The sequence below is a fragment of the Duganella callida genome, assembly GCF_004614165.1.
Classification (GTDB): Bacteria; Pseudomonadota; Gammaproteobacteria; order Burkholderiales; family Burkholderiaceae_D; genus Rugamonas; species Rugamonas callida.
The window spans coordinates 1-17,158 of sequence record NZ_SPVG01000083.1 but is presented as its reverse complement, the minus strand read 5'-3'; the positions used below and the strand labels follow the sequence as shown (position 1 = coordinate 17,158).

Sequence of the window (17,158 nt, the reverse complement as noted above, 5' to 3'; positions counted from 1 at the left end):
CCTAGCGAGGTGCCGCCATGCACAGCACAACCTTATCCAGCAGGGAATTCGAAGAGAATTTCGCTCATGCAGCGCAAGCTGCCAACGACGGGCCTGTGTTCATTACGGAACAAGGGACGACACGATGCGTACTCCTGAATTTCGACAACTACCAGCGCCTGATCAGAGAACATCGAAATATGGCCAGGCTGTTATCTGTCCCTGACATGGCAGCAAGTGTCGAGTTCGATCCGCCGCGTTCGCAGGAGACGGCTCGCGCAGCCGATTTCTCCTGATGTTTTTACTCGATACCAATGTCGTATCAGAACTAAGGAAAGCTCCTTCCGGCAGAGCGGACCGTTCCGTCGTACGTTGGAGCTTGACTATTGATGAGACCGACCTGTTTTTATCGTCAATTACGATTCATGAGCTTGAAATCGGTATCTTGTTATTGTCTAGAAAAGATGTCCGCGGAGGGCACTCATTGCGCTCATGGATGCAGCACGACATTTTGACAACCTATGCAGGCCGCATCCTCCCCGTTGATACGACGATCGCACAACGCAGTGCGGCGCTACACATATGTCGCACCCGCCCGTGGGCCGACGCATTGATCGCCGCGACTGCACTGGTACATGGACTGACCATCGTCACCCGCAATGTCGCGGATTTTCAATCGACCGGTGCGAGGTTGTTGAACCCCTGGCTATAACACCTGATTCAGCTTGAGGATCTGGATGTCGGCCTTGCCGCCGATGGCCTCAACCAGCGCCTGAAAATGTGGCGTGGCTTCGTGCGCGGCCAGCGCTTCGGCGTCGCGCCAGGCTTCCAGCATGACGAAGCTGGCGTGGTTGCCCAGGTCGACGTGCAGGTCGTAGCGCTTGCAGCCGGCTTCCGCGCGGCTCGGCGGCACCACCTGTTCCAGCGCTGCGCGCACCAGCGCTTCATTGCCTTCCCTGGCGGTGATGGTGGCGACGACGATCAGATCTTTCATGGTATATCCCTGTAGACTTAAACCACAAATACTATCAGGAGATCCGGAATGGCGCAGATCAGGGTAGGAATTGGCGGCTGGGAGTTCGCGCCCTGGCGCGAAACGTTTTATCCCAAGGATGTGCCGATCAGGAAGCAGCTGGAATACGCCAGCCAGCAGGTGACCAGCATCGAAATCAACGGTACTTTCTACCGCACCGCCAAGCCCGAACACTTCGCCAGTTGGGCCGAAAAAACACCGGACGATTTCGTCTTCGCGCTGAAGGCCACGCGCTACGCCACCAACCGCAAGGTGCTGGCCGAAGCCGGCGAATCGATCGAGCGCTTCATCAACAGCGGCCTGAGCGAACTGGGCGACAAGCTCGGCCCCATCCTGTGGCAGCTGGCCAACACCAAGCAGTTCGATCCCGACGACCTGGAAGCCTTCTTCAAGCTGCTGCCCGCCAGGCTGGGCAAACGCAAGCTGCAGCACGTGCTGGACGCGCGCCACGACAGCTTCCTCAACGACGACTATCTGAAGCTGGCGCGCAAGTACAAGATCGCCACCGTGATCACCGACTCGCCCAAGTTTCCGCACTTCGACGCCATCACCGGCGAATTCGTCTACGCCCGCCTGATGGACGCGCACAGCGACATCCCCACCGGCTACACCACGCCGGCGCTGAAGAAGTGGGCCAGGCAGGCGCAGGAGTGGCAGCAGCAGGCCAAATCCGGCCAGGTCTACGTCTACTTCATCAACGGCGCCAAGGAACGCGCGCCGGCCGCGGCGCAACATCTACTGGGTCTGCTGTAAATTGAACTGCCGTCGTTGCTCTTGGTAAAATACATCTTTGGGCGACGCCGCCCCCGTTTTTGAAAGATCAACATGAGCTCATCCAACGCATTTGCGGGCAGCCTGTTCGTGGTCGCTGCGCCGTCCGGCGCCGGCAAGTCCACGCTGGTCAACGCGCTGCTGGCCAAGGAACCGACCATCAAGCTGTCGATTTCCACCACCACCCGTGCACCGCGTCCGGGTGAAACCCACGGCAAGGAATACTACTTCACCAGCGCCGACGATTTCGTCGCGCGCGCGAAGAACGGCGAGTTCCTGGAGTGGGCCGAAGTGCATGGCAACTACTACGGCACCTCGCGCCTGATGGTGGAAGAGCAGATGAAAACCGGCACCGACGTGCTGCTGGAAATCGACTGGCAAGGCGCGCGCCAGGTCAAGAAACTGTTCCCGCAGGCGGCCGGCATTTTCATCCTGCCGCCGTCGATCGCCGCACTCGAAGAACGCCTGAACAAACGCGCCACCGACGAACCGCACGTGATCACCAAACGCCTGCTGGCGGCGGGCGGCGAAATCGCCCACGCCCCCGAGTTCGAGTATGCTATTATCAACGAAGAATTCGACGTCGCGCTGTCCGAGCTGACGGCGATCGTCAGAGCGGCCCGTTGCCGGTTTGCCCAGCAGGCAGCGCGCAACGCCTCGCTATTTGCCCAGTTGGGTATCCACGCTGAATAAAGACACAAGATTTTAGGAGTTATAGATGGCCCGCATTACGATTGAAGATTGTCTGAAAAACGTACCGAACCGTTTCCAGCTGACCCTGGCCGCCACCTACCGTGCGCGCCAGCTGCTGCAAGGCCACACCCCGAAGGTGGAAGCCAAGGATAAGCCGACCGTGGTCGCGCTGCGCGAAATCGCCGCCGGCAAGGTCGGTCTGGAAATGTTGAAAAAGGTCCCTATGTAAGGTGGGACCGGCGTTCCCGAACAATGTGAATGATGCGGTTTAGCAGTACACTTAATTATTCTCATCGCGACGGAACGCAAACGTATGAATCTGATCCCTGCCGATCCGACACTCAGTGCCAAGCCCGCTCGGGCGAAACGGCCGGCCAAAGCGCCGGCCGCGGCTGTGTCCGGACCCGATGCAGGCGATAGCAATACTGCCGTTCTTGCACCACCCGCTTCTGCTCCCACCGCTGCCCCTGCTCCTCCTGTGATTTCCTCGTCGCCCCTGGCCACGCCCCCCGCCTTGACGGCCGGCGTCGCATCGGTCACGCACCTGACCGAAAAACTGGCTGAATACATGAACGCCGCCGACCTGAAAAAGGTCAAGGAGGCTTACCGTTTCTCGGACGAGATGCATCTCGGCCAATTGCGCAAATCGGGCGAGCCGTATATCTCGCACCCGATCGCCGTGGCCGAAATCTGCGCCGACTGGAAGCTGGACGCGCAAGCCATCATGGCCGCCCTGCTGCACGACGTGATGGAAGACCAGGACGTCAAGAAGGATGAACTGATCGAACGCTTCGGCGCGCCGGTGGCCAACCTGGTGGACGGCTTGTCGAAGCTGGAAAAAATCGAGTTCCAGAGCCAGATCGAGGCGCAGGCGGAAAACTTCCGCAAGATGCTGCTGGCCATGGCCTCGGACGTGCGCGTGATCCTGATCAAGCTGGCCGACCGCCTGCACAACATGCGCACCATGGACGTGATGAAGCCTTCGGCCAAGGCGCGCATTTCCAAGGAAACCATGGAAGTGTACGTGCCGATCGCGCACCGCCTGGGCCTGAACAACATCTACCGCGAGCTGCAGGACCTGTCGTTCGCGCACCTGTTCCCGGTGCGCTACCGGGTGCTGGGCAAGGCCGTGAAAGCGGCGCGCGGCAACCGCCGCGAGGTGGTCAAGAAAATCCTCGACGCGGTCAAGAACACGCTGAGCATGGCCAACATCGAGGCCGAAGTCTATGGCCGCGAGAAGACCCTGTTCGGCATCTACAAGAAAATGCGCAGCAAGCACCTGTCGTTCTCGCAGGTGCTGGACGTGTACGGCTTCCGCGTGGTGGTCGACAGCCTGCCCAACTGCTACGTGGCGCTGGGCACCCTGCACGCGCTGTACAAGCCGATGCCGGGCAAGTTCAAGGATTACATTGCGATCCGCAAGCTGAACGGCTATCAGTCGCTGCACACCACCCTGATCGGCCCGTACGGTACGCCGGTGGAATTCCAGATCCGCACCCAGGAAATGCACCGCACCGCCGAATCGGGCGTGGCCGCGCACTGGCTGTATAAAAATGGCGAAGCCAATATGTCGGACCTGCAGCAGCGCACGCATGCCTGGCTGCAATCGCTGCTCGACATCCAGCAGCAGACCGGCGACTCGGCCGAATTCCTCGAACACGTCAAGGTCGACCTGTTCCCCGATTCGGTCTACGTGTTCACGCCGAAGTCGAAGATCATCGCCTTGCCGCGCGGCGCCACGCCGATCGACTTTGCCTACGCGATCCACACCAACATCGGCGACCACACGGTGTCGGTCACCATCAACCACGAACCGGCCTCGCTGCGCACCGAGCTGCGCAACGGCGACATCGTGGAAATCGTCACCGACGCGGACTCGCGGCCGAGCCCGACCTGGCTGAACTTCGTCCGCACCGGCAAGGCGCGCTCGGCGATCCGCCACCACCTGCGCACCATCAACCTGCCGGAATCGATCACGCTGGGCCAGCAGTTGCTGGCGCAGGCGCTGACCTCGCTGGGCGTCAGCCCGCTGCTGGAAGAACACCTGATCGAGCGCCTGCTGAAGGAATCGAGCGCCAAGTCGCTGGACGACCTGTATGCCGACATCGGCATCGGCAAGCGCATGGCGGCGCTGGTGGCGCGCCACATCTTCGGCCTGCGCGGCGGCGAATCGGCCAGCGCGCCGATCGACCACAACAGCGCGGCCGAAATGGACCCGGTCACCATCTGCGGCAGCGAAGGCGTGTCGGTGCAACTGGCGCCGTGCTGCCTGCCGATTCCGGGCGACTCCATCATCGGCCAGCTGCGCCGCGACCAGGGGCTGCTGGTGCACACCGCCGACTGCCCCCAGGCCAAGCGTCAGAAGGCCAAGGAGCCGGACCGCTGGATCCCGGTCAAGTGGTCGACTGAACTGAACCGCCGCTTCGACAGCCGCATCAAGCTGCTGATCAACAACGAAAAAGGCATTCTGGCGCGCGTGGCGGCCGAGATCGGCGAATCGGACGCCAACATCACCTACGTCGGCATGGACGAGGACAAGGAACACGTGCTGCACCAGCTGCGCTTCACGGTGCAGGTGAAGGACCGCGTGCACCTGGCCGCCCTGCTGCGCAACGTGCGCCGCGTGGCCGGCGTCAACCGCATCCTGCGCGAACGCAATTAATCCGGCGTTACGGGACGTACCAGTAGGCCTTGTTGGACAACGGCGTTTGCGGCGACAGCAGCGGGTTGTCGATGCGGAAGATGCGGCGCTTGCGCAGGCCGGCTTTTTCGATCAGCTCGTCGTACGCGGCGTGGAAGATGCGGTCGTAGCCGCCATCGGCGATCAAGCGCTGCAAGCCATATTCGAGCCGCTGCGCCAGCCGCTGCTGACCGCCGCCGATGAAGAAATAGCGCGGCAACGGCACATATAAGGCCAGGCTGCTTTCCACCGCCACCGTCGGGAAGAACGCCAGGCTGGCGTCGCGCTCATGAAACGCTTCGTCTATCGCGCGCGGAAAAAACCGGAAGCGGCCGGCCGCCAGCATGCTGTGCATGCCGACCGTGCCTTCCACCACGTTGAAGCCGGCCTGGCGGTAGGTCATGGTCGAGCTCCACTGGCGCCCCGACCCCAGCGGCACGCGCTTGAGCTGCGCCAGCGTGCGGATGGCGCTGAATTCGGCCTGGTTGCGGCCATCAATCAGGCCGATCCGGTAACAGGTGATGCCCTTGTCGATCGGGATGCGGATCGGGATCAGTTTCTGTTCCCACTCGATCGAGGTGACCTGGCCGCTGAGGTTGACCATGTCGCCCTTCAGCATTTCCAGCAACAAGCGGTCGCGCTCCATGCGCACCTGGGCCACGTGCAGCTGGTAGGGGCCATAGCGCGCGCTGGACGCGTCCAGCGCCGCATGCAGCAGATTCAGCACGTGGCTTTCCGCATAGCTGGACTTGCTGGAGTTCATGTCGATGGTGTACACATCGAGCGCGCACGCCTTTCCCAGCCAGCCCAGCAGCGCCAGCAGGCACAGTCCCGCGCGGACCTTAATCGGCAGCCGGCTCCGGATAGCGCACCTCCAATATGTCCAGCTCCTCGACCCCGTGCGGGGCCTGGAAGCTGATGGTGTCCCCCACGCGCGCCTTGGTCAGCGCGCGCGCCACCGGCGCCACCCAGCTGATCTTGCCATGCAGCGGATCGAGCTCATCTATCCCGACGATGGTGATGGTGCGCTCGTCGCCGTCCTGATTGCTGTACGTTACCGTGGCACCGAAAAACACCTGGTCGCTGCCGTGGTGGGCGCTGGGATCGACCACGAACGCGGTGTCCAGCCGCTTGGTCAGGAAGCGGATGCGGCGGTCGATCTCGCGCAGACGGCGCTTGCCGTAAATATAGTCGCCGTTTTCCGAACGGTCGCCGTTGGAGGCGGCCCAGTGCACCACTTTCACCACTTCCGGCCGCTCGACGTCGATCAGTTGCAGCAGCTCGTCCTTGATGCGCTGGTAGCCTTCGGGCCGGATGTAGTTCTTGGAGCCAGGCGGGATCGCCAGGGCCAGCGCCGCGGCCTCGTCATCATCGTCCTGGTCGGTTTCTTTTACGAATGCTTTGTTCATGCGGCCTATTGTATCGCTTTCACGTATCATGATGCCTAAGGAACAACCATGAGAACACCCCACCGCCTGTCCCGCCGGCTGTTTGCGCCCCTGGTCTATCTGGCCGCGCTGCTGCTATTGCTGGAAGACTGGCTGTGGAACCTGGGCACGCGCCTGACCGGCTGGCTGGCGCAATGGCCGCCGCTGCGGCGGCTGGAGGCGTGGATCTGCCGCCTCGGGCCGAAGGCGGCGCTGCTGCTGTTCGTGCTGCCGACCACGCTGCTGTTCCCGGTCAAGCTGCTGGCGCTCTGGGCGATGGCGCACGGCTATCCGATGAGCGGACTGGCGGTGATCGTGCTGGCCAAGCTTGGCGGCGCGGCGGCGGTGGCGCGGCTGTATCTGCTGACGCGCCCGGTGCTGCTCACCATCGCCTGGTTCGCCGCGCTGCTGGCCTGGTTCCTGGCGATCAAGGAACGCTGGATCGAACGGCTGCGCGCCAGCGGCGTCTGGCGCCGGGTCGAGGCGCTGCGCAAGGCGCTGCGCCACTGGCGCCGGCACGCGGTGCCGCGGCCGGGCGGCTGGGTGGCGCGCTTCCGCCGCCTGCTCAAACGCTTCCGCGCGCGCTGGCACACGCGCTAGAATGACAGTCCATGCACAATGAACAACAGACCCTGACCGCGGAGCTCGAGCAGATCCGCACCCGCTTTGCCGCCATCGTGTCCAACACGCCCGGCCTGGTGTACCAGTTCGTGCTGCATGCCGACGGCAGCGTCAGCTTCCCCTATCTGAGCGACGGCTGCCAGGCGCTGCTGGGACTGCCCGCGGCCGAGCTGCACGCGGCGCCTGAACGCTTCCTGCAGCTGATCCTGGAAGACGACCGCCAGCCCTACCTGGACGCCATGCGCGCCTCGGCCGATGCGCTGTGGAGCTGGAACTGGGAAGGCCGCATCTGGGTCGAGGCCTGGAAAGACATCAAGTGGATCAACCTGCGCAGCACGCCGCACCGGCTGGCCGACGGCGCGGTGCGCTGGGATGGCATCATGACCAATATCACCGCCAGCAAGCTGGAGCAGCAGGAACTGCACGCCTCGCGCGCGCGCCTGGCCGAGCTCAGCGCGCACGCCGAGCGCGTCAAGGAGCAGGAACGCAGCCGCATCGCGCGCGAGATCCACGACGAGCTGGGCGGCAACCTGACCGCCATCAAGATGGCGGTGGCGATGCTGGCCGCCCGCCTCGACGGCGACGCGGCGCTGCAGGACAAGACCGATTACGTCGACGCGCTAGTCGACCGCACCATCGACGCGGTACACCGCATCACGCTCGACCTGCGGCCGCCGCTGCTGGACCTGGGCCTGGTGGCGGCGCTCGAATGGCAGGTGCAGGAATTCGGCCGCCAGACCGGCATCGCGGCCAGCTTCAGCGCCAACCGCCGCCACCTGGGCCTCGACAACGACCAGGCCACCGCGCTGTTCCGCATCGCCCAGGAAGCGCTGACCAACATCGCCAAGCATGCGCACGCCAGCAAGGTCGGCGTCAGGCTGGCCTGCCTGCGCCATCACGTCAGCCTGAAGATCAGCGACAACGGCCGCGGCGTGGCGCCGGCCGACCGCGCCAAGCCGGCCTCGTTCGGCCTGCGCGGCATGGCCGAGCGCGCGCGCGCGCTGGGCGGCACCCTGAGCTTGAGCCAGGCCAGCGGCGGCGGCACCGTGGTCAGCATCAAAATTAAACAGGATAGCCCGTCCGATAGCCTCAATCCTGCGCACTCTGCCGCTACAATAGCGGGAGAAAACATTTCCACCCTGAAATAATGGTAGGAAACCTGGGTAGAGAGAGTTCATGACAGAAAAAGCCATCATCAAGGTCTTCATCGCCGACGACCATGCCATCGTGCGCGAAGGCTTGAAGCAAATCCTGGCCGAGACGCGCGACATCGTGGTGGCCGGCGAGGCCGAAAGCGGCCTGGACGCCATCAAGCTGTTCCGCAAGTCGGACTGCCAGGTGGTGCTGCTCGACATTTCGCTGCCGGACCGCAACGGCATCGAGGTGTTGAAGCAGATCAAGAAGGAAAAGCCGGAGCTGGCGGTGCTGATGCTGTCCATGCACCGCGAGGACCAGTACGCGATCCGTGCGCTGAAAGCCGGCGCGGCCGGCTACCTGACCAAGCAGAGCGCGCCCAAGGAGCTGGTCAACGCCATCCGCCAGGTCGGCGGCGGCCTCAAGTACATCAGCCCGGCGCTGGCGCAGGAGCTGGCCAACCACGTCGGCGAAGACCACGAAGTGCCGCTGCACGACACCCTGTCCGACCGCGAATACCAGACCCTGACCATGATCGCCTCCGGCAAGACGGTCGGCATGATCGCCAAGGAACTGTCGCTGTCGGTGAAGACGGTCAGCGAATACCGGGCGCGGCTGCTGGTCAAGATGAAGTTGAAAAACAGTGCCGAACTGACCCATTACGCCATCAAGAATCAACTGATCGAGTAGCTGCGGGTAAGATAACGTCATGCGCTGATGGGCATTATTGCTGTAAAGAACATAGTTTATGCCAAGATGAAAGACACCTTCCTGCCCCTTATTCGGCAAATGCCGGGACGGCGCGGCGCTTATCATTGCCATAGTTGGTAATCTAAAAAGAGGCCTGCGTGTCATATGTCTAGCAAACCACCCACTCCCGAGCAGAATCCGGCCGAGATCGCGCGCGAAGCGTTCCGCCGCCTGGCGGTGCGCCGCATTGCGCCGACACCGGAAGCCTACCGCGACATCTACCATGAAATTGCCGGCCTGCCGGCCGAACCGGCCGCGCCTGCCGCTGCCGCACCGCTGGGCAGCGCCGATCCGGGACCGGAATCGGTGCTGGGCCAGTTCGCCACCCGGCTGACCGAACAGAGCGGCGAGCTGGCCGAGTTCGGCCGCCGCTTCAACCGCGCGGTCAAGTCGCGCGACTGGGACGGCTATGCGCGCTCGCTGTCGCAGCTGGTGGAAAAGCATTTCATCGCCACCAGAAAGCCCGGCATCGAGGTGGCCGGCCTGCCGGGCGAGGAAAATGAGCAGACCCGTTCGCTGCGCGAACTGCTGGCGCGCACCCTCACCTTCGCGGTCGCCTCGCTGCTGAGCGGGGCGCCGGTGCTGGCGGCCGAAGCCGAATCGCTGGGCGCCGCCACCAAGGTCGCGCACAGCGAAGAGGCGCTGGCCGAGATCGCGGTGCGGCTCAAGCAGCTGTGCTATCAGATCGAACAGCGCGGCGCCGACAGCGGCGAGCAGCAGGAATTGCTGTTGCGCCTGTTCAAGCTGCTGCTGGAAAACGTCAGCGAGCTGCTCGACGACGACAGCTGGCTGCGCGGCCAGATCGAAGCGGTGCAGAACCTGATCGCCGGCCCGCTCGACGTGCGCGCGCTGGAGGAAGCCACGCGCAGCCTGAAGGAAGTCATCTATAAACAGGGCCAGCTCAAGCACAGCCTGTCGGACGTCAAGCTGACCGTCAAGAACATGATGATGACCTTCATCGACCGGCTCGGCCAGGTGGCCGCCTCGACCGGCGACTTCCATGAAAAGATCGGCGGCTATTCGGCCAAGATCAGCCAGGCCGACAATATCTCCGAACTCAACAGCATCCTCGATGAAGTGCTCAAGGAAACCCGCATCGTCCAGAACGAGGCGCTCAAGGCGCGCGACAAGATGGTGCTGGCCAAGCAGGAAGTGCAGGACGCCGAGGCGCGCATCCACGCGCTGGAAGCCAAGCTGCAGCACTTGAGCGAACTGGTGCGCGAAGACCAGCTCACCGGCAGCCTCAACCGCCGCGGCCTGGACGACGTGTTCGAGCGCGAGACCGCGCGCTCGGACCGGCGCGGCACGCCGCTGTGCATCGCCGTGCTCGATCTCGACGATTTCAAGAAGCTCAACGACACCTACGGCCACATCGCCGGCGACGCCGCGCTCAAGCACCTGGTGAAAATCGTCAAGGACACGCTGCGCTCGATGGACGTGATCGCCCGCTTCGGCGGCGAGGAATTCCTGATCCTGATGCCGGAAACCACGGTCGACGCGGCCGCCTCGACCATGACCCGGCTGCAGCGCGAACTGACCAAGCACTTTTTCCTGCACGATAACGAGAAGGTCTTGATCACCTTTTCCGCCGGGGTGGCACTGCGCCGCCCCAACGAGGAGCAGACCGAACTGGTCAAACGTGCCGATAAAGCCATGTACACGGCCAAGCAGACCGGCAAAAACCGCGTGGTGGTTGCCGATTAGGCCAGTTTTTACCGCCATTCCGCCAGCCCGGCCGCGCGCCGGGCTTTTTTTCGTGCGCAAATAAATTTTTTTTTGCCCTAAAGTTTGCGTTGCCGGCGTCGTATAGACGCGCATACGGACTGAACTTGAGGCCCGCAACGAAAAATTTTCCTGCTTTTTCTCCCTAAACTTTCCACACGGGAACCCGTTACCGGTAATAACTGCGGTTTGATTGTCTCGGAACAGCGAGGCAGACCAAGGCCAACTGAGGCAATCGCCCACCATGTAATACCTTTGGAGAATCATCATGGCACAAGTCATCAACACCAACCTGGCATCGCTGAATTCGCAACGTAACCTGACGTCCTCGCAAGCTAATCTGTCGACCTCGCTGCAACGTCTGTCCTCCGGTCTGCGCATCAACAGCGCCAAAGACGATGCGGCTGGTCTGGCTATCTCGGAACGTTTCAGCTCGCAAATTCGCGGCAATACCACGGCTGCCCGCAATGCCAACGACGGTATCTCGCTGGCACAAACGGCTGAAGGTGGCTTGAGCACCGCCGGCGACCTGCTGCAGCGTATCCGCGAACTGGCCGTGCAGTCGGCCAACGGCAGTAACTCGGCCTCGGACCGCGCCTCGATCCAGAACGAGGTCAGCTCGCTGTCGAAAGAGCTGGACCGCGTCGCCACCAGCACCCAGTTCAACGGCCAGAACGTCCTGGACGGCAGCCTGGTCAGCACCCAGTTCCAGGTCGGCGCCAATTCGGGCCAGACCATCAACATCGGCGTGCAGTCGGCCAAGGCCAACGACATCGGCAACAACACCATCGCGCCGACCGCCACCGGTACCTCGCTGAACGCGGCCAAGGCCGGCGGCACCAACAGCCTGGCCACCGACCTGACCTCGAACATGACGGCCGGCACCATGACCATCACGTCGGGCACCGGCACCAAGCAGGACATCTTCCTGACTGCCACCGCCGGCGGTCCGCCTGCCACCGTGGGCGACACCGCGAAGTCGGTGGCCGCCAAGGTCAACGCCACCACCGGCACCACCGGCGTGACGGCGCAAGCCAGCACCAGCGCGACCATTTCGGGCATCGTCGACGGTTCGGTCAACTTCCAGCTGCGCGGCGCCAACTCGACCGCCAACGACGCCAACTCGAAAGCAGTGACCATTTCCGCCAAGGTAGTGGGCGGCGACCTGACCGCGCTGGCCCAGGCGGTGAACGCGCAGACCGCAACCACCAACGTGACCGCCACCATCAAGCTGGACGCCAGCGGCAACAAGGAACTGCAACTGAACGATTCGGCCGGTAACGACATCCAGCTGGCCACCCAGTCGGGCGACGTGGCACTGCAGAGCGCACAGGTGCGCGGCGCCGACGTGAACGGTGCGGCTGGTACCGGCGTCAGCCTGGCCAACACCGACTCGGCCGTGATCGGCGGCACCGTCAAGTTCTCGGCGGACAGTGGTTTCTCGATCACCGACGGCACCGGTGCAGTGACCGGCGCCACCACCACCGTTGGCTCGGACCTGCAGTCGGTCTCGAAAATCGACGTGTCGACCGTGGCCGGCGCCAACGCCGCGCTGCAGACCATCGACTCGGCGCTGAACCAGATCAACAGCAACCGCGCTTCGCTGGGTGCGATCCAGAACCGCTTCACCTCGACCATCGCCAACCTGAACACGGCGACCGAGAACCTGTCGGCCTCGCGTAGCCGTATCCAGGATACCGACTTCGCGTCGGAAACGGCCAGCCTGACCCGCGGCCAGATCCTGCAACAGGCCGGTACTGCGATCCTGGCGCAAGCCAACTCGCTGCCGAACGGCGTGCTGTCGCTGCTGCGTTAAAACGCGTGAGGAGTTGACCGCCAAGTCGCTCTGATCCCGGTTCCCCGGCTGACTTCGGTCCGCCGGGGATTTTTCGTAAAGGAAGCATCATGACTATCGATACCATAGGCTCGGCCACCACGGCCCGCCCCGCAGACCGCAGTGCGGTCAGCCCAGACGCCGCCGCGGCGTCGGGCGTTGCGCGGGCGCCAGCCACCGCGGTCGAGACGGTCAATGCGGTCAAGGGCAGCGCCCCGGTACCGACATTGGACCAGGTCAGTGAAGCCGTCTCCAAGTTGAACAAATCGCCCCAGGCCCAGAGCAGTGGGCTGGAGTTCTCGATCGATACCGATACCAAGCTGACCGTGGTGAAGGTGGTGGACCAGAGCACCAAGGAAGTGCTGCGCCAGATGCCGACCCCGGAAGCGCTGGCCATCGCCAAGGCCCTGGACGAGCAAATCAAGTCCAGTCCCGGCCTGCTGCTGCAGCAGACTGCCTGAGCCCCGGCGCGTGCCAGCCACGCGCCGTTTTTTTCCCAGCTGTGGCATCCTGCCTCGGGGTGCCCTGTCCCGCCTGCCTTTCCTTTGCTGCCGGTCAATATCCCGTGCCGGCCTGCCTTTATTTCTGCTTTGCATGAACTGGCGGGTATTCTCCCCTCTCAAGTCCGGTTTGAATCTGCCGATACTGTCTTATATTATTGCTTTACATAGGAGCGCAAAGTGGGCCTTTCATCTCCCGGCATCGGTTCCGGCATCGACGTCAACACCATTGTCAGCAAGCTGATGGCAGTGGAGTCCGCGCCATTAGCCGACTATGATAAAAAATCCGCCAGTTACCTGTCCCAGGTATCTGCCTATGGCAATATGTCCAGCACCCTCGGCGCCTTCCAGTCGGCGGTGTCCAGCCTGACATCATCGAACACGTTCCAGACCATGCTGACGGCGCCGGGCGACACCTCGATTTTGACCGCCACCGCCACCAGCGCCGCGGTTGCCAACAGTTACAAGATCAATGTGTCGCAAATCGCCTCGGCGCAGACGCTGGCCTCGGGCGGTTACAAGACCACCACCGCCGCCATCGGCACCGGCGCCAAGACCACCATCAACTTCGCGCTGGGCACGGTCAGCGGCGGCACCTTCGGCCTGACCGGTACCCAGCTCGGCGCCAGCCTGAGCACCGGCGGCCTGACCCCGGGCGCGTTGACCGTCAACGGTACCGCGATCGCCACCGACGGCACCACGCGCAGCGCCCGGCTGCTGGCCGACGCCATCAATGCCAAGAGCACCACCACCGGCGTCTCGGCCAAGGCGGCCGCGACGGTGACCAGCGCCACCCTGTTCGGCAGCGGCGGCGCCTCCACCTTCGGCGCGATCGACACCACCGCCGGCGGCACCTATTCGCTGACCGTGGGCGGGGTCGAGATCGCCAGGCAGGAGGCCGGCGTGGCCGGCGGCAGCGGCGTCAGCGCCGCCTCGATCGATGCCGCGCTCACCGGCAACACGTCGGTCGCGCGCGCGCTGGCCGACGCCAACATCACCGTCACCGGCAGCGCTGCCGATGGCACCTTGCAGTTCACCAATGCCGACGGCTCGAACATCGCGGTGGCCGAAGCGGTGTCGGGCGACGTCAGCGGCGGCCTCGGTAATACCGCCGGCACCACCAACATCGGTTCCAGCACGACCGCGGTCAGTTCGATTTCGCTGATCTCGGCCGATGGCAGCCCGATCTCGGTGGGCGGCACCAATCCGGCCGGCGCCGGCCTGAGCGCCGGCGTTGGCGGCGCCTACCTGGGCGCCAGCTTCACGGCCGATCCCGACCGCACCAGCGGCAACATCGTGATCGACAGCTCGAACAACACCCTGGCCGGCATCGTGGCCGCGATCAACAAGGGCAATTTCGGCGTCACCGCCAGCATCGTGTCGGATGGCTCGACCGGCACCGGCGCCACCCCGAACCGGCTGGTCCTGACCTCCAGCGCCACCGGCGTCAGCTCGACCATGAAAATCACCCTGGCCGGCTCGGGCGGCGAGGCGCCGGACCCCGACCTGGTCAGCCTGCTGGGCTATGACCCGGCCGGCGATCAGAATCTGGCGCAAAAAACCGCGGCCGCCAATACCAAGGCCACGGTCAACGGCATCGACGTGACCAGCACCACGGCCGGCATCTCCGGCGCCATCAGCGGCGTGACCATCAGCACGCTCAAGCCCGGCACCACCACGCTGAACGTGTCCAAGGATTCCAGCTCGCTGACCACCTCGGTGACCTCGTTTGTCAAGGCGTATAACGACCTCAACACGGCACTCAGCCAGCTGGGCGCCTATGACGCCGACACCAAGACTGGCGGGCCGCTGCTGGGCGATTCGACCCTGCGCAACCTCCAGGCCAGCATCCGCCGCAACCTATCGAGCTCGCTGACCGGTTTGCAGGGCACCAACCTGACCAACTTGTCGCAGATCGGCGTCTCGTTCCAGAAAGACGGGTCGCTGACGCTGGACACCACCAAGCTGCAGAAAGCGGTGGATGCCAACTACGGCGATATCGCCGGGCTGTTTGCCGCGGTCGGCCGCGGCACCGACCCCGACATCAAGTTCGTCAGCTCGACCGCCAAGACCGGCGCCGGCGACTACGCGATCGATATCACGCGCCTGGCGAGCCAGGGCGTCCTGCAGGGCACCACCAAACTGCCGGCCGAAACCACCATCGATGCCGACACGACCTGGACCGTGACGCTGAACGATACCGTGCCGACCAATGTCAACAACACGGCCACCATCTCGCTGCCTGCCGGCACCTATAACCCGAGCCAGCTGGCCACCCTGTTGCAGTCGACCATCAACGGCGTCAGCGCCTTCTCCTCCGCCGGCTCGACCGTCACCGCCACCGTGGGTGACGACGGCACCTTGAAACTGCTGTCGACCAAGTATGGGTCCAAGTCCAACATCCACATCACCAACGCCACCGGTACCCAGGTGTCCGCAGTGTTCGGCAGCGGCGGCTCGGTGGACGGCGTGGATGTGGCCGGCACCATCGGCGGCTACTCCGCCACCGGCGACGGCCAGACGCTGACCGGCGCGCCGGGCGGGCCGGTCGACGGCTTGAAACTGACCGTCGCGGGCGACGCCATCGGTTCGCGCGGCACCTTTGGTTTTTCACAGGGCTATGCCTACCAGCTGAACAATCTGGCCTCGACGTATCTCGGCAGCAGCGGCATCATCGCCAGCCGCACGACCGGTCTGAACAAATCGGTCGCCGATATCGCCAAGCAGAAGGACGCCTTCAGCGCCCGCCTGACCGACATCGAAAAGCATTATCGTGACCAGTACACGGCGCTCGACACCTCGATCGCCAGCATGAACACCACCGCGTCGTTTCTGACGCAGCAGTTCGCGGCCATGGCCAAGGGCTGACCGCAGGCTGTATAGACTAGGAGATAAAGTATGTTCGGATCGCGACAAACTGGCGTCAACGCCTATGCCAAGGTCGGCATGGAAACCGGCGTGTTGGCGGCCAGCCCGCACAAGCTGATCGTGATGCTGTTCGACGGCGCCTTGAAGGCGCTGAACACGGCGCTGACCGGCATGCGCGCGGGAAATATCGGCGAAAAAGGCAAGGCCATCTCCCAGGCCATCATGATCATCGACAGCGGCCTGCGCGCGGCGCTCGACAAGAAAGCCGGCGGCGAAATCGCCGAGGGCCTGGACGCGCTGTACGAGTACATGAGCAACCGCCTGCTGATGGCCAATCTGAACAACGACTCCGGCATCATCGAAGAAGTGCAACGATTGCTGACCGAGTTGCGCGATGCGTGGAACGCCATCGCCGACACCCCGGCCGCCACCGGCCAACAACCCAACCTCGCGAGCGCCTGATTTATGATGACGATGCAAGCCGTTTTATCCACGTACGCGGCGATGGCCGAGCTGACCGAACAGATGGTGCAGGCCGCCGAGCGCAGCGACTGGGACAACCTGGTCCGGCTGGAGCAGCGCGTCGCCGCCCACGTGCAGGTGTTGCGCGCGCAGGAACCGCAGCAGCCGATGAGCGGCGCCGAGCGCGAACGCAAGATCGAGCTGATCCGTCAAATGCTGAACGCCGATCGCCAGATCCGCGATCTGACCATGCCGTGGATGGCCCAGCTGTCGAAACTGATCAACGCTACAGGCACTGAGCGGCGCGTGGTCAACGCCTACGGCAGCGTCTAAAGCGGGCGCGCGCCATGTTGCCGCGCATGGACGCCTCGGTCGCGCCGGTCACGCCGGGCGGCGGCGGCGTCCCGACCGCCGATGGCCGCCAGGCCGCGTTCCAGCGCGCGCTGCAAAACCTGGTCGGCCAGAGCGTGCCGGCCGAAGTCCTCTCCAAGCTCAAGGATGGCAGCTATCTGGTCAAGGTGGCTGACAATTCGGTGCGCATGATGCTGCCCGCCGATACCCAGGTCGGCAGCAATGTCACGCTGACCGTGCTGGCGGCCCAGCCGCGCGCGACCTTCCAGCTCGGCAACGCCAGCGCCGGCGCCGCGCCCACCGTGGTCTACACCGAAGGCGGCGGCGTCGAGG

18 protein-coding genes and 1 pseudogene are annotated in these 17,158 nt (G+C 63.8%); 16 read left to right on the top strand and 3 right to left on the bottom strand.

Going from position 1 to position 17,158, the window contains the following annotated elements; all coding sequences use genetic code 11:
• Positions 1-17 precede the first annotated feature (17 nt).
• On the top strand, positions 18-275 hold the full coding sequence (locus E4L98_RS08760) for a type II toxin-antitoxin system Phd/YefM family antitoxin (RefSeq protein ID WP_135201178.1): 258 nt from the start codon (positions 18-20) through the stop codon (positions 273-275).
• The gene (locus E4L98_RS08755) at positions 272-691 is read left to right on the top strand and encodes a type II toxin-antitoxin system VapC family toxin (protein ID WP_205746691.1); all 420 of its coding nucleotides are present in this window, start codon (positions 272-274) and stop codon (positions 689-691) included. Before E4L98_RS08760 ends, E4L98_RS08755 begins: the two co-directional genes overlap by 4 nt.
• Here E4L98_RS08755 and E4L98_RS08750 read toward each other — a convergent pair.
• A complete protein-coding gene (locus E4L98_RS08750; protein ID WP_135201176.1) occupies positions 686-973 on the bottom strand; it encodes a putative quinol monooxygenase in 288 nt (95 codons plus the stop codon). The genes E4L98_RS08755 and E4L98_RS08750 overlap by 6 nt on opposite strands.
• 48 nt (positions 974-1,021) lie before the next feature.
• On the opposite strand from E4L98_RS08750, the gene E4L98_RS08745 reads away from it, so the two are divergent.
• The 4 genes from E4L98_RS08745 (at position 1,022) to E4L98_RS08730 (ending at position 5,138) form a co-directional block, all read left to right on the top strand.
• Positions 1,022-1,765 (top strand): DUF72 domain-containing protein, encoded by a 744-nt coding sequence (locus E4L98_RS08745; RefSeq protein ID WP_135201175.1) that lies wholly within the window; start codon positions 1,022-1,024, stop codon positions 1,763-1,765.
• A 72-nt stretch (positions 1,766-1,837) separates the two neighbouring features.
• On the top strand, positions 1,838-2,476 hold the full coding sequence (gmk, locus tag E4L98_RS08740; RefSeq protein WP_135201174.1) for a guanylate kinase: 639 nt from the start codon (positions 1,838-1,840) through the stop codon (positions 2,474-2,476).
• A gap of 25 nt (positions 2,477-2,501) precedes the next feature.
• Positions 2,502-2,705, top strand: a complete 204-nt coding sequence (rpoZ, locus tag E4L98_RS08735) for a DNA-directed RNA polymerase subunit omega (RefSeq protein WP_005665923.1) — start codon at positions 2,502-2,504, stop codon at positions 2,703-2,705.
• Positions 2,706-2,789: 84 nt separating this feature from the next.
• A complete protein-coding gene (locus E4L98_RS08730) occupies positions 2,790-5,138 on the top strand; it encodes a RelA/SpoT family protein (protein WP_135201173.1) in 2,349 nt (782 codons plus the stop codon).
• Positions 5,139-5,145: 7 nt separating this feature from the next.
• Here E4L98_RS08730 and E4L98_RS08725 read toward each other — a convergent pair whose 3' ends face one another.
• Together E4L98_RS08725 and greB are read right to left on the bottom strand one after the other, a co-directional pair.
• Positions 5,146-5,934: a hypothetical protein gene (locus E4L98_RS08725; RefSeq protein ID WP_229257317.1), complete on the bottom strand. Its 789-nt coding sequence runs from the start codon at positions 5,932-5,934 to the stop codon at positions 5,146-5,148.
• Positions 5,935-5,998: 64 nt separating this feature from the next.
• Entirely contained in the window at positions 5,999-6,565 is a 567-nt protein-coding gene (gene greB, locus E4L98_RS08720) for a transcription elongation factor GreB (RefSeq protein WP_135201171.1), read from the bottom strand.
• A 48-nt stretch (positions 6,566-6,613) separates the two neighbouring features.
• Between greB and E4L98_RS08715 the strand changes: the two genes are divergently transcribed.
• The 10 genes and pseudogenes from E4L98_RS08715 to E4L98_RS08670 all read left to right on the top strand — a co-directional run.
• The gene (locus tag E4L98_RS08715; protein ID WP_135201170.1) at positions 6,614-7,183 is read left to right on the top strand and encodes a hypothetical protein; all 570 of its coding nucleotides are present in this window, start codon (positions 6,614-6,616) and stop codon (positions 7,181-7,183) included.
• 11 nt (positions 7,184-7,194) lie between these two features.
• Positions 7,195-8,352 (top strand): sensor histidine kinase, encoded by a 1,158-nt coding sequence (locus E4L98_RS08710; protein WP_135201169.1) that lies wholly within the window; start codon positions 7,195-7,197, stop codon positions 8,350-8,352.
• A 28-nt stretch (positions 8,353-8,380) separates the two neighbouring features.
• Entirely contained in the window at positions 8,381-9,028 is a 648-nt protein-coding gene (locus E4L98_RS08705; protein WP_135201168.1) for a response regulator, read from the top strand.
• A 165-nt stretch (positions 9,029-9,193) separates the two neighbouring features.
• Positions 9,194-10,792, top strand: coding sequence for a sensor domain-containing diguanylate cyclase (locus E4L98_RS08700; RefSeq protein ID WP_135201167.1), 1,599 nt, complete (start codon positions 9,194-9,196; stop codon positions 10,790-10,792).
• A gap of 286 nt (positions 10,793-11,078) precedes the next feature.
• Complete coding sequence (locus tag E4L98_RS08695; RefSeq protein WP_135201166.1) at positions 11,079-12,626, top strand: flagellin N-terminal helical domain-containing protein; 1,548 nt, start codon at positions 11,079-11,081, stop codon at positions 12,624-12,626.
• Positions 12,627-12,715: 89 nt separating this feature from the next.
• Entirely contained in the window at positions 12,716-13,105 is a 390-nt protein-coding gene (locus E4L98_RS08690) for a flagellar protein FlaG (RefSeq protein WP_135201165.1), read from the top strand.
• A gap of 219 nt (positions 13,106-13,324) precedes the next feature.
• A complete protein-coding gene (gene fliD, locus E4L98_RS08685) occupies positions 13,325-16,012 on the top strand; it encodes a flagellar filament capping protein FliD (RefSeq protein ID WP_135201164.1) in 2,688 nt (895 codons plus the stop codon).
• Between the two features lie 30 nt (positions 16,013-16,042).
• Positions 16,043-16,474, top strand: coding sequence for a flagellar export chaperone FliS (gene fliS, locus E4L98_RS08680; protein WP_135201163.1), 432 nt, complete (start codon positions 16,043-16,045; stop codon positions 16,472-16,474).
• 3 nt (positions 16,475-16,477) lie between these two features.
• Positions 16,478-16,807: a flagellar protein FliT gene (locus E4L98_RS08675; RefSeq protein WP_135201162.1), complete on the top strand. Its 330-nt coding sequence runs from the start codon at positions 16,478-16,480 to the stop codon at positions 16,805-16,807.
• Between the two features lie 14 nt (positions 16,808-16,821).
• A pseudogene (locus E4L98_RS08670) lies at positions 16,822-17,158 on the top strand (flagellar hook-length control protein FliK); the annotation flags it as partial.